The sequence below is a fragment of the Halobacillus rhizosphaerae genome, assembly GCF_046719735.1.
Classification (GTDB): domain Bacteria; phylum Bacillota; class Bacilli; order Bacillales; family Halobacillaceae; genus Halobacillus_B; species Halobacillus_B rhizosphaerae.
In genome coordinates, this window is the sequence record NZ_JAUTWQ010000015.1 from 89,163 (window position 1) to 101,784 (window position 12,622).

General features: G+C 42.7%; 9 protein-coding genes. 5 read left to right on the forward strand and 4 right to left on the reverse strand.

Annotation, left to right across the window (positions count from 1 at the left end; all coding sequences use genetic code 11):
* Positions 1–194: 194 nt before the first annotated feature.
* A complete protein-coding gene (locus Q7A53_RS16060) occupies positions 195–1,211 on the forward strand; it encodes an oxidoreductase (protein WP_411790199.1) in 1,017 nt (338 codons plus the stop codon).
* A 273-nt stretch (positions 1,212–1,484) separates the two neighbouring features.
* Here Q7A53_RS16060 and Q7A53_RS16065 read toward each other — a convergent pair whose 3' ends face one another.
* The 3 genes from Q7A53_RS16065 to Q7A53_RS16075 form a co-directional block, all read right to left on the reverse strand.
* A complete protein-coding gene (locus Q7A53_RS16065) occupies positions 1,485–2,585 on the reverse strand; it encodes an ABC transporter permease (protein WP_411790200.1) in 1,101 nt (366 codons plus the stop codon).
* Positions 2,582–3,502, reverse strand: coding sequence for an ABC transporter ATP-binding protein (locus Q7A53_RS16070; protein WP_411790201.1), 921 nt, complete (start codon positions 3,500–3,502; stop codon positions 2,582–2,584). Before Q7A53_RS16070 ends, Q7A53_RS16065 begins: the two co-directional genes overlap by 4 nt.
* A 223-nt stretch (positions 3,503–3,725) precedes the next feature.
* Complete coding sequence (locus tag Q7A53_RS16075; RefSeq protein WP_411790202.1) at positions 3,726–5,141, reverse strand: hypothetical protein; 1,416 nt, start codon at positions 5,139–5,141, stop codon at positions 3,726–3,728.
* Between the two features lie 169 nt (positions 5,142–5,310).
* On the opposite strand from Q7A53_RS16075, the gene Q7A53_RS16080 reads away from it, so the two are divergent.
* Positions 5,311–6,228: an aldo/keto reductase gene (locus Q7A53_RS16080; RefSeq protein WP_411790246.1), complete on the forward strand. Its 918-nt coding sequence runs from the start codon at positions 5,311–5,313 to the stop codon at positions 6,226–6,228.
* A 555-nt stretch (positions 6,229–6,783) separates the two neighbouring features.
* Here Q7A53_RS16080 and Q7A53_RS16085 read toward each other — a convergent pair.
* On the reverse strand, positions 6,784–8,211 hold the full coding sequence (locus tag Q7A53_RS16085) for a DHA2 family efflux MFS transporter permease subunit (RefSeq protein ID WP_411790247.1): 1,428 nt from the start codon (positions 8,209–8,211) through the stop codon (positions 6,784–6,786).
* Positions 8,212–8,467: 256 nt separating this feature from the next.
* Here Q7A53_RS16085 and Q7A53_RS16090 point away from each other — a divergent pair, with 256 nt between their 5' ends.
* From Q7A53_RS16090 to Q7A53_RS16100, 3 genes are all read left to right on the forward strand, one after another.
* Positions 8,468–9,061: a TetR/AcrR family transcriptional regulator gene (locus Q7A53_RS16090; protein WP_411790203.1), complete on the forward strand. Its 594-nt coding sequence runs from the start codon at positions 8,468–8,470 to the stop codon at positions 9,059–9,061.
* Between the two features lie 13 nt (positions 9,062–9,074).
* Positions 9,075–10,259 (forward strand): alanyl-tRNA editing protein, encoded by a 1,185-nt coding sequence (locus tag Q7A53_RS16095; RefSeq protein ID WP_411790204.1) that lies wholly within the window; start codon positions 9,075–9,077, stop codon positions 10,257–10,259.
* Positions 10,260–11,211: 952 nt separating this feature from the next.
* Complete coding sequence (locus Q7A53_RS16100; protein ID WP_411790205.1) at positions 11,212–12,591, forward strand: FAD-binding oxidoreductase; 1,380 nt, start codon at positions 11,212–11,214, stop codon at positions 12,589–12,591.
* Positions 12,592–12,622: the final 31 nt, after the last annotated feature.

Here is a 12,622-nt window from a genome sequence, read left to right on the forward strand (position 1 = left end):
CAAAGATCAAATGTAAGCCGTTCCCAAATGAATATCGCTTCCAAATAGATCTGCACCTCCTGGTATGAAAAATTCTTAATTTCAGGAGGTGCTTTTTCTATGCTGGAACTTTTATAGACTGAACAGCGGCAAGGAATACAAGGTAAATATACAATAGAGAAAGTTAACTACAAATAGATTTTAGGAGGCTGTTTATGCTTACTATTGGTTATATTGGAAATGGAAAAAGCACGAACAGATATCATCTGCCGTTCGTGCTGCAAAGAGAGGATATTAAAGTAAAAACCATTTATCGAAGAAATCCCGGGCATGACCATTGGGCAAAGATAAAGGGAGTAAATTATACTTCTGATTTAGACGAATTGTTAAATGATACAGACATTCAACTCATTGTGGTTTGTACAAAACATGACAGTCACTATGATTATGCGAAATTAGTATTAGAACATAATAAAAATTGTTTAGTTGAAAAGCCTTTTATGGAAACCTCTGAACAGGCAAAAGAAATGTTTGCGTTGGCCAATGAAAAAGGTTTAATTGTGCAGTCATATCAAAACAGACGTTTCGATAGTGATTTTTTAACCGTTCAAAAGGTCATTGAAGAAGGGAAACTGGGGGACTTGCTGGAAGTAGAAATGCATTTTGACTATTATCGTCCTGAAGTACCTGAGTCTGCTCATACTTTTAATCCTAATTCATCATTTTTATATGGACATGGTTGTCATACACTAGATCAGGTTATCAGCCTTTTTGGCAAGCCAGATCATATCCATTATGATGTAAGACAATTATTAGGACAAGGGAGAATGAATGATTATTTCGATTTAGATTTATATTATGGGAAGTTAAAAGTATCTGTAAAATCCAGCTATTTTAGACTTAAAGAACGGCCTAGCTTCGTCGTTCATGGAAATAAAGGATGCTTTGTGAAAAAAACCAAAGATCGTCAGGAAGAACATTTAAAGTTATTTTACATGCCTGATAACAAGGATTTTGGTATAGATACATTAAACCATTATGGTATTCTGACTTATATTGATGAGGAAGGGACAATTCACGAGGAAAAAGTGAAATCAGTAAGTGGGGATTATGGAAGAGTGTATGATGATTTATATGAAGCTATCATAAATGGTAAAGATAAAACCATTACAGATGAACAGACGCTGCTGCAAATGGAAATGTTAGAAACTGGAGTTGGAAGCTTAAAGTAAAAATAATTGCTGATTCTGATGTTTACCGCTCTCTCATTACACGTGGTTAAAGAAATAATATACGTTCATTATTCTAGAGTTAAACGAACAAGGTCAATCCGCATATTTGGATTGACCTCTTTTGTTTTTGCATATTCAAGTAAAGGTAGTTGTTAATCGCTGAACATTATCTTCCTCTTATTTATGAGAAAATATGCATGGAACGAAATGATTCAATGAGTTTTGTTCCCAGGCGTCACAAGATTATTGGAAGGGAAAAACTGTCGCTCTCGCTTATTCCCATTTAAACGTCCGACTCGCAATAATAAACGCGACCACTAACCAGGCCCCTAATGTAAGCCAGTGATGCCAAAGTGCGAAAAAGGGTGTGCCAACATTCATCGTTTCACGCAGAGCAGTACTTAAATGAGAAATCGGCAGGACATGGACAAATGGCTGCAGATATTCCGGCATGTTGTTGATCGGGAAAAACACGCCGCCTAAAAATAGCATCGGGAAGGACGCAAAGCCAGCAATCGGGCCTGCGCTTTCCGGGTTTTTGGCAAGGCCAGCGATAATAAAGCCGATCGCCATAAACGCGAGTGTTCCTAATACTACGAAAGTGAGCAGGGCAAGCCACGAGCCATTGACTTGAACATGAAAGAGCAGACTTGCCACGACCAGCACCAGTAATGCCTGTAAGCCGTTCAGTACTACCCGGGCGGTTATTTGGGCGGCAATAAATGTGGAAGCTTTAAGGCGGGTTCCTTGCATGCGCCGCAATATTCCTCGCTCTCTCCAGGCAGAAATTTGGCCGGCTACTCCGTTCATGTTGTTATTCATAATCATCATCGCTACAATGCCGGGAACTAAGAAATCAATGTAGCCAATATCCAGGGCACGTACACCTTTTGGCTGGACGGCTACGGCCGGCGAGTAGTCTTCGATGTTTTTGCTCACCTGATCAACGGCGGCATTGACGACAGTTAATCCGAGCTGGGAAGCTGAGGCATTGGTTTCGTTGTAATAAACGGGAAGTTCAAATGCCTTACTGTCATCGGTATGAGATTCTAATTGTTTTCCGTATCCTTTGGGAATTTCCATAACGACTTGATAATCATCGGTTTTTAAATCATCCAAGGCTGCGTCCACATCGTTGCTCTTATCAAGTTGAATGGCTTCATTTTTTTGAAAAGTGGAGAGCAGCTGCTTGGAAGCGGTGGATCCATCATGGTCGATAACGGCCATGGAAATACTCGTGCCTCCGTTGTCTCCAAGAAAGGATCCGAGTGTCAACATTAGAATAATAGGAAAGAGGAGCGTAAAGAAAAGCACCTGGCGATTTCGTGCGAATATCCTTAATTGCGCTAAGGTTAACTGCCAATAAGCTTTCATTCTCTTAAACTCCTTCCGGTCATATGTATAAAGACATCCTCGAGTGTCGCTGTTCTCGTCTGTAAATCTTGTAGATTAAGGTTTTTTTGCTGGGAATGTTGTATTAAATCAATGAGTGTTACTTGGAGGTCGTCGGTATAGACGACATACCATTCCTGTCTGCGAGTGACTTGAGTAACTCCTTGTAATTGGTGAATAAATGTATCATCTTCATCGGCAGGGAGTGTGAATTCCACGGCGCTGTCAGAATGCAGTTCTCTAACCAAATTGGATGGCGTATCCAAGGCGATCAAATTTCCTTGATCCATAATCCCAATGCGATCACACAATACGTGAGCCTCATCCATGTAATGAGTGGAGAGAACGATGGTTTTTCCTTTTGCTTTTAAGTTTTCGATGATATCCCACAGCGTTCGCCTCGCTTGAGGGTCTAACCCAGTGGTTGGTTCATCAAGAAAGATGATATCGGGGTCATGAATAATGGCTAAGGCAATGGCAAGACGCTGCTTTTGTCCTCCTGATAAGCCTTTAATTCGATTCTTTTTCTTTTCGGATAAAAGCATTTCATCAATTAATTCTGGGATAGGGACATGAGTTGGATAAAAGCTTGCGTACATATGCATAATTTCTTGAACGGTTAATAATTCAAACAGTGATGTAGATTGCAGCTGAACACCGATAACCTCTTTAACTTTTTCGATTTTTTTGCGAATATCGAAACCTGATAGGGTAGCTGTTCCGCCATCTGGCTTACGAAGGCCAACAAGCATTTCAATCGTAGTGGTTTTTCCAGCTCCATTAGGTCCGAGCAGGCCAAAAACCTCACCGGCACTTACATCGAATTCAACGCCATTGACTGCGGTCATGTTTCCGTATTTTTTTACTAGTTTTTCAACATGGATCATTGTATTTGACATCACATCAACTCCATTCACTTTCAATATACCATGAAATTAATTAGAGGGCTTATGATCGTTTCATAAACCTGCATAATATCTTTATTCTTCTCTGATGCGTACTTCTACTTGAAGTTCATTACAGTTTTCTATCACCTAACTAGTTCCTTTTTAAGTCTATGATGGGGGAGCGATCTATAACTAAAAAAACGACCCATTTGTGGATCGCTTTTAACCGAGAGTATTATGAGAAGAACAGGACAAATGATTGAAGGTAAAGCTGCACCATTACATAAAAAGCAATGGCGTATTTGTAGTTGAACAGCCATCCATTTTTGACGATGCTGAGCCGGTTCACAGAACTCAAAATAATTGAAGGTAAAATCAACGGAGATACCATGATCGAAATCACACTTCCTGAAGTAATTCCAAGAACGACGATCTCCGGCGGATAGGGAAGATCGACGCCTTGTAGGATTCCTGAAACGAGTACGATGACTGTTAAGGGACCAAGTCCGATAAATCCTAAGATGATCACCACAAAAGGAAGGACCCATAAGAAGTTTAAGAACGGAACGGCGTCTATTATATAAAAGAGTCCGTCAATAATATATTTGCCATAGCCAGACTGATTCACGGCTTGGATTAGAAATCCAGCTGCTAATAGAATGGAAAACTGCTGGGCTTTATCTGGAATGTTCTTAGTTAAATAGATTTTCCCATTTTCCTTAATCGCCCTGGTTCTTCTCCGAACGATAAAGTAAAGAAGGATCCAAGCGACGATCACGATCGGGATGATGAGCAGTAATTCCACGTTCCAAATCGCATGAAGAAGGAAAATGGAACCGAATAAGGTTACAAATAACCATACGAACTCCAGCGCATCTCGATTTCCTCTCGTATCCTGCTGTTTTGCATCGGCGATCTTAGCGAGCTCTTCCTGGATACCTGCCGTAAGATCGATCCCGTAATGTCGTTCTTGAAAATGGGAGAAGAGGACCGATAACAAAATACCAGCAAAGGACACGATAAAGCCTTGTAAAATGCATAAACCAAGCGATGCATCGAGCGCATGAACGGCGAAAATGAAACTCGGAATGCTGATCACCCACATAGTGGTTAACGAAAATGCCCGCAGCAATGCCGTTCCCTTATAATTCTCCCATGCCTCTCCTTTTTGATTGCTTAAGAAGTCGTGGATCATGCTGTACACCATAGGAATCGCACCGAATAATAAAAAGTAAGAGATAATCTGCGTAATCACCATCATTCCGAAATAGAACTTGCGACTCGTGTTGAGCAGGTTCTGAGCGAAGTTGATGACGGATTGAATGTATGGCTTCTCTTCGAATACCCAGCTGATTGCAGGAACGATCAGTAAGAGGGCAATTAGTCCGCCCATCACACTAAATCCAGATAAAACCCCTTCAATGAGCGAAGTTCCTGCAGAGAGATGGATGCTCAAAGCAATGACAAGAATTAAAAGTGAGATTCCAGCCTGCTTGATCGGCAGAAAGAAGTAGCCAAGCAAAAAGGCAGCAAGACCGAATAAGGAAAGAGAGGTAGAGAGAATCTCTCCATCTATGAATGAAACAATAAAATATAGGATCACATATAAACTTATAAAAAGGGTGTATCCTCGTTTTGCCTTTTGTACCATGATGCATGCTCCAATCCTTGTTTAATAGTATGAATCGTTCATATCGTATCATATGGAAGGTTAATTCGCTTAAAATTGCACATTATTGAAATTCATGGAAGTTGAATTAAACGCTTTCTTTTCTTGAAAATGATAAGATTAAACCAAATCCAGGAAAGAGGTGTCTATGTTGAAAAAAGTTAAATTAGGCAGAAGCGATCTGGAAGTTGGCGAAATTTCTTTAGGCTGCATGCGCATCAATAAACTCAGTAAGAAGGATGCAGCGGAAGTCATTGAGAATGCAATGGATTGTGGTGTCGATTTGTTCGACCACGCCGATATTTACGGCGGTGGAGAATCTGAAAAAGTCTTTGCTGACGCGATCCATATGAACGAAGATGTTCGTGAGAAAATGAAGCTGCAGACAAAATGCGGTATTCGCGATGGGATGTTTGATTTTTCCAAGGATCATATCTTAGAATCTGTCGAAGGAAGTCTGCGCCGGTTAAAAACGGACTATGTGGACAGCCTGCTGCTGCACCGCCCGGATGCTCTGATGGAACCTGAGGAAGTTGCAGAAGCCTTTGCAGAATTAAAAGACAGCGGAAAAGTTCGTTACTTTGGCGTAAGTAATCAAAACCCCATGCAAATGGAACTCCTGCGCAAGTATTTACAGGATGACCTCATTGTAAACCAGCTGCAGTTAAGTCTTGTACATACACCGATGATTGATGCTGGATTTAATGTAAATATGCAGAATGATCCGGCGATTGTACGTGACAGTAATGTGATTGAATACTGCCGATTGAATGATATTTCCATCCAGGCATGGTCTCCTTTCCAGCACGGTATGATTGAAGGACCCTTTATCGGAAATGATGCATTCCCGGACGTGAACGCAAAGCTTCAGGAAATCGCAGAGAAAAAAGGGGTAACAGACTCAGCGATTGCCATTGCCTGGATTCTGCGTCATCCCGCGAACATCCAGCCGGTGGTTGGCACGATGAACAAAGGGCGGATGCAGGACATTGCCAAAGCTTCAGAGGTCGAGCTGACAAGGGAAGAATGGTATGAGCTTTATCGTGCAGCAGGAAACGATCTGCCTTAAACTCGAAGGTTCACAAGAGGAAGTGCTCTGGGATTAAAGCAAATGTCTGCCAACTAAAGGACAATAATTAAGGGAAAAGCAGGGTGTTATTCCGAATGACCGCTCCGGAAATACACTCCGCTTTTCGCGGGCGGCTGGCTTGCCTCCTCGTGCTTTGCACTCCGGGGTCCAACCGATGCCTTCCTCCCGCAGAAGTCTCCGTGTATTTCCTACGCTTTGCTCTTTTTCACTCCCTATTTTCTATTCATAAGGGGAATTGACTAAGAGAAACGTCAAGAAATCCTACCTCGTGCCGGGCACAAAAAACCCTAACTGTGAAGTAATGTAATCCCTTCACAGTTAGGGTTTAATAATGCCTGACCAGATTTTGTCCCAGTCACAGCTTTTTAATAGGTAATTTCATTACGGGAGGCTGTTTAAAATTCTCCTTCTTATTAGGCAGTTTTTAAATGCCTGGTCAGCTCTCCTATACTTGCAAGGGTTTTTTCTGCCTGCAGGGGTTTCGTGATGGTCGACTTTCAATCCGTGAACCTTTCCAAATGTGCCAGGCTTTTTCTATGATTCGGTTGCTAATGTCTGGCTCTGTGTCCCTGTTGACTCTTCAGGTGCCTGTTTCACGCGCTTCAGGAAGAAGGAAAGGACTAAACTAATCAATCCAAAGACTAACATAGCAAAGTAGGCATCATTAATTCCTTGAATGGACGCTTCCATCACCAGGTGCTGCTTCGTTCCACTTGCTCCGCTCGTCATCATATCCTGCAGGTGATCTTTCGTGCGTGTGGTCATGATGGTGACTAATAGCGAGGTTCCAATCGCACCGGCCACCTGCCTGGCGGTGTTGGAAATGGCCGTTCCGTGCGCATTCAGGCTGTTTGGCAGCTGATTTAATCCTGCCGTCTGGAGTGGCATAAGGAACAACGCCATGCCGATCCGCCGTCCTGCGTACATGACAATAAGCGTGGTATAGCTGATGGAGTCGGTCAGATTTGTGAAGCTGTAAGTCGTAGCCAGCACCACGGCAATGCCGATAATAGACAGCCACTTTACGCCGAAGCGGTCGAACACTTTTCCAATGGCCGGACTAATCAGCCCCATTAATAAGGCACCCGGCAACATAAGTACGCCAGATTCTAAAGCCGTGAACCCGCGTGCGTTCTGCAAGTATAACGGCAGCAGAATCATGTCCGCGTACATGACGACGGTAATGGTACAGTTAATGATCGTCGTCAAAGAGAACATGTTGTATTTAAATACTTTTAGATCAAGAAACGGTTCTACGGAACGGAGCTGCCGGTAAGTGAAAGCTGTTATGGTAACGAAACCGATCACAAGTGAAATGATGACCTCAGTACTCGACCACCCTTCCTGTCCTGCCTCACTGAATCCGTAAAGTAGTCCTCCAAAGCCAATCGTCGATAGGATTAAGCTTAGGAAGTCCAGCTTGCTCGCGGTCGTTTCGGAAACATTCTTTAGAAAAATGAACGCACAGATAATAATTACGACGACAAACGGGATCATGCCGTAGAACAAAACCTGCCACGGGAAATCATCTAAAATATATCCTGCCAAAGTTGGTCCGATGGCGGGTGCGAATATGATCGCAAGCCCGACAGTTCCCATCGCCGTCCCGCGTTTTTCTGGCGGGAACAGGGATAGTACAACGTTCATGAGCAGCGGGATGACAATACCAGTGGAAGCGGCTTGAATCAATCGTCCTGTCAGCAGTACATAAAACGCAGGGGCGAGCGCTGAAACGAGCGTCCCAGTAAGAAAAATAAACATGGCTGCAAGAAACAGCTGTCTTGTCGAGAATCGTTTCATTAAAAAGCCTGTGACCGGAATCAATACTCCGTTCACAAGCATATATCCCGTTGTCAGCCATTGTCCGGTAGATGGTTTAATATCAAAGGCTTCCATTAAAGGGGGAAGCGCAACTGTCATTGTTGTCTGGTTAAAGATTACAAAGAAAGCACCCAGAATCATGATGGTTAAAATAGGTAATTTCTTGATCGAACCTGTGTCTGCTGTGGCACTCAATTCTATACATCCTTTCCTTATGATTCGTGATTTAATTTACAGTTTGTAGTATAGTTAACGAAGTATAAATTAGAGTATAGTACACTCCGCCATTGACTACAACGAACAATTATTTATAAAATGTTTATTAGTTTACAAAATATTTTAATGTGTCGTTTAAGTTTTGTTTTTTATAGAGTAAATGAAGAAGGGAGCAGCCGTGATGGATAAGAAACTGGATCCCAGGGTGATCCGCACACGTCAGTTGTTGAAAGATGCTTTTATCGCATTGATAAAAGAAATGGATCTTGAAAAAATTACTGTGAATCGGCTGGCAGAACGGGCGACAATCAATCGGGTCACTTTCTACCTGCATTATCGCGATATCCCGGACATGCAGGAAAAGATGGCAGAGGATATGCTGCAGGAGCTGGCTGAGGTCTATGAAACAGCACGTAAGGACACGAATCAAACAGAAGGATGGAAGGTCATTGAACGGATGCTTGCCTACATCGGAGAAAATGCCGATTTTTATAAGGTGGTGCTTACTTCCAAAGGTCTTCCTATCTTCCGGGAGCGCTTATTAGAATATTTAACCCACCGGATTATAACAAGAGTAGAAAGAAAGGATTCCTATGCGAAACGAGTGGGAATCGAAAAAGATTTTCTAGTCTGGTATGATTCCTCTGCCCTTATCGGAACCATCATTGCCTGGCTGAAAAACGATAGGCCATACACTCCTGAACATATGGCGAAGCAGTTCTATTTACTGAGAAACCGGGGCGAAACAGCGAGATCAGACTTGGATGTTGATTAAGGAGGAAAGAGGCATGACGAAGAAATTATACTATGAAGATCCCTATCTTCTGGATTTCGAATCGATGGTAAATAAGGTGGATCAGGACAAACGAGGCATTTATGTAGTCCTTGAGGAGACGGCGTTCTACCCAACAGGGGGCGGACAGCCGCATGATCAAGGAACGATCAATGGAGTATATGTTTATGATGTAGAAGAAGTACAGGATGAGGTGCGTCATTACATAGAAGAACAACTTCCTAAAGATACGTTGCAAGTGAATGGGAGGGTGGATGAAAAACGCAGGATTGATCATATGCAGCAGCACTGCGGTCAGCACATTATCTCCGCAGTATTTGAAGATCAGTTCGGTATTCCGACCACGAGCTTTCATTTAGGGAAAGATACGGTCACGATCGATTTGGATACCGATCATCTTTCCGAGCATACATTGCAGCAAGCTGAAGCGCGGGTTAATCAACTGATTTTTCAAAACGAGCCAGTTGAAACGAAGTGGGTGTCTGTAGAAGAAGCACAGGCGTACCCGCTTCGTAAGGCGCTTTCCGTTGATGGAGATATTCGGTTAGTTATCATTCCGGGAATTGATTACAACGGCTGCGGAGGCACACACCCACGCTCTACGGGAGAGATCATGGCTGTGAAATTTCTTGGCTGGACAAAAAATAAACAGCAGGTCCGCCTTGAGTTTGTCTGCGGTTATCGTGTGTTAGACAGGTTAGAGGAAAAGCACCGCATTTTATCAGAAGTGAAGCAGCTCATTTCCAGGCCGGAACAGCAGCTGCCCGAAGAAGTCAATCAGCTGATCAAAGAAAGCAAGGAGAAGGATAAGAGATTGGCTGAAATGGAGGAACACCTGCTTCAGTACGAAGCTCGTGAAATCATATCTGAAGCTGAAAATGCTCAAGTCATTGTGCGTGTTTTTAAGGACCGAATGTTTAAAACGCTCCAGTCACTGGGGAAATTGATCACGGAAAAAGCGCCGAACTCCTATCTGATTCTCATTAGTGAACAGCAGGAGCAGCTCCAGTTTGTCCTGGCCCGTGGTGCGGAAATTGATCGAAATATGAATGAAATTGCAAAAGAAACCATGCCTCTTATTGAAGGAAAAGGAGGAGGAAAACCTGAGTTTGTCCAGGGTGGAGGTCCTAGGCTGCTGGACGGAGCGGAGTTTGCTGAACAGATTAAGAGAATACTTTGAACCTGGTAGAGAGATGAGTGCTTTGAATGTTTTGGCATGTTAAATTCATCTGATCTGGCTTAGTTAGCGAAATGAATACCAGAAAATGTAAAACCTCTCAAAATTGATTGAGAGGTTTTTTAGTGGGTTAATAGCAGGCACAAGGGTTTAAAGATCATAAATAACAGATGGATATCTCCTTATTTCATATTCCCTTCGACCTGCATCTCTACTTTGAATCTCTATTTGCCTGGAACTTTACGTTTGTTTCTTCTATCAAGCAAGCATAGTTTCATGAGTAATTTATCCAAATATCACCGTTTAAAGAAAAAAACCCACTCATCATTCTAGTCATTTCATAGGATGTACTAACCTGGCAACTTAACGGTTGCTAGGGAAAAAAGAGAAAGATACTGAGATAATCTCCTATGGATTTGGATGTAAGGGCAGCCAGGTCGTACGGCTGAAATTCGATGTGCACCATTTTTCATATTCTTCTAATTCCTAACGTAATCCGCTGCTCATAAAATCGGCGGATTTTTTATATGTCTCCATCATTTTCTTTGGGTCAACCGTTATCTATAGGAAGAGAAAAAAAGAAAGTGCTGCCAGAGGTAGAAGTGAGCGATCTTTATAAATCATGCAGAGATTAAAAGGTAACGTGCTGCAAAAGAAAATTCATAGGTGCTCAGTTATGTGGGCTTGTTAATTCTATAACATTAAGTTTTTGAATAGCGACTCAAAAAAGGAGGTATCTCCTATGTGGAACGAATTCGAAATCCTAATTGGTATTGAAGAACGTCGTCCAAAGTAATAAGCTTCCCCTCAGCACGATAGCTGAGGGGATTGTTTTTATTAAAGGAGAGTGGCGAAAATCTGTGCGCGGTCTGTTACACCTAGTCAGAATTATTGTAATTATTAAACAAATAAGTATAATGTGACCCAATACAATAAAAAACGAGGAGGATTACATATGAGACAAACGATACAATCCTTAGTAGATGAATTAAAAAGTCACTTGCACGAATACCAAATTACCACGAACGAAACCATACTTGAACATCACAGCAAAGACGAGTCCTACCACGCCTGGAACGCTCCTGATCTTGTTGTTTTTCCAGAAAGTGCGGAAGACGTGAGTCACATTATAAAAATAGCGGATGCGCACCAAATTGCTGTGACTCCCTTTGGACTGGGGTCGAGCTTAGAAGGGCATGCAATCCCCTATAATAAAGGAATCTCAATTGATTTTTCAGCGATGAATAAAGTGATTGAGGTGCGGGAGAATGACTTTCTTGTCAAAGTCCAGCCCGGGGTGACGCGTTCGCAGCTCGACAAAGAATTGAAGAAGTATGGCCTCTTTTTCTCTGTGGACCCTGGAGCGGATGCTACTCTTGGAGGTATGGCGGCAACGAATGCCAGTGGGACGACGTCGGTCAAATACGGGGTAATGAGAGATCAGGTTCAGGACCTGGAAGTGGTGATGGCGGATGGAGAAATTATTCGAACTGGGAATTTGGCTAGAAAATCGGTCTCTGGTTACGATTTAACGAGTCTTATAGTTGGTTCTGAAGGTACTATAGGATGCATTACAGAATTAACGCTGCAGCTTTATGGGATACCCGAACATATAACAGCAGGGCGCGCTGCGTTCCCAACCGTGGATCATGCTGTGAATGCTGTGGTAGCGATTCTGCAGGCAGGCGTACCAATTGCCCGCGTTGAGTTAGTCGATGAAGCATCCGTCAGACAGGTCAATCGCTTCAGTGAAACGGATTACGAAGAAAAAGCGACCTTATTTCTTGAGTTTCATGGTAATGAACCTGGTCTCCAACATGACGTTTTATTTACGAAAGAAATAGTGGCCGACTATCAATGTGAAGACATTCAATTTGAAAAGGATAACGCCTCGAGAAATAAACTTTGGGATGCTCGTCATAATTTGGCTTATGCCTATATTCACGGCAATCCTGAACGGAAGCTAATGGTCACGGACGTATGTGTGCCTATCACAGAGCTTGGCGGGGCTATCAAACATGCGAGAGAGAAAATTAACGAGTTAAATCTAGTATCAGGAATTCTGGGGCATGTGGGAGACGGTAATTATCATGCTTTACTGATGATTAATACAAGCGATCCGGAAGAAGTGCAGAAGGCGGAACATTTTAATAAAGAGATTGTTACCTATGCGCTTTCTTGTGGCGGAACGTGCACAGGGGAGCATGGCGTGGGACTTGGCAAAATGAAATATCAGGAGCGGGAACATGGAAATGCGCTGACAGTAATGAAGGCGATCAAGTCCGCACTTGATCCAAAGGGAATTATGAATCCGAATAAGCTGGTTGATAATTGAGGGCTGGTTACGCCCTGCAAAAAAATAGAAT

Excerpts from the sequence above, each read along its gene's own strand:
- Q7A53_RS16075 (WP_411790202.1), bottom strand. The coding sequence starts at position 5,141 with ATGGTACAAAAGGCAAAACGAGGATACACCCTTTTTATAAGTTTATAT.
- Q7A53_RS16065 (WP_411790200.1), bottom strand. The coding sequence starts at position 2,585 with ATGAAAGCTTATTGGCAGTTAACCTTAGCGCAATTAAGGATATTCGCA.
- Q7A53_RS16085 (WP_411790247.1), bottom strand. The coding sequence starts at position 8,211 with ATGATTCTGGGTGCTTTCTTTGTAATCTTTAACCAGACAACAATGACA.
- Q7A53_RS16095 (WP_411790204.1), top strand. The coding sequence starts at position 9,075 with ATGACGAAGAAATTATACTATGAAGATCCCTATCTTCTGGATTTCGAA.
- Q7A53_RS16070 (WP_411790201.1), bottom strand. The coding sequence starts at position 3,502 with ATGTCAAATACAATGATCCATGTTGAAAAACTAGTAAAAAAATACGGA.
- Q7A53_RS16090 (WP_411790203.1), top strand. The coding sequence starts at position 8,468 with ATGGATAAGAAACTGGATCCCAGGGTGATCCGCACACGTCAGTTGTTG.
- Q7A53_RS16060 (WP_411790199.1), top strand. The coding sequence starts at position 195 with ATGCTTACTATTGGTTATATTGGAAATGGAAAAAGCACGAACAGATAT.
- Q7A53_RS16100 (WP_411790205.1), top strand. The coding sequence starts at position 11,212 with ATGAGACAAACGATACAATCCTTAGTAGATGAATTAAAAAGTCACTTG.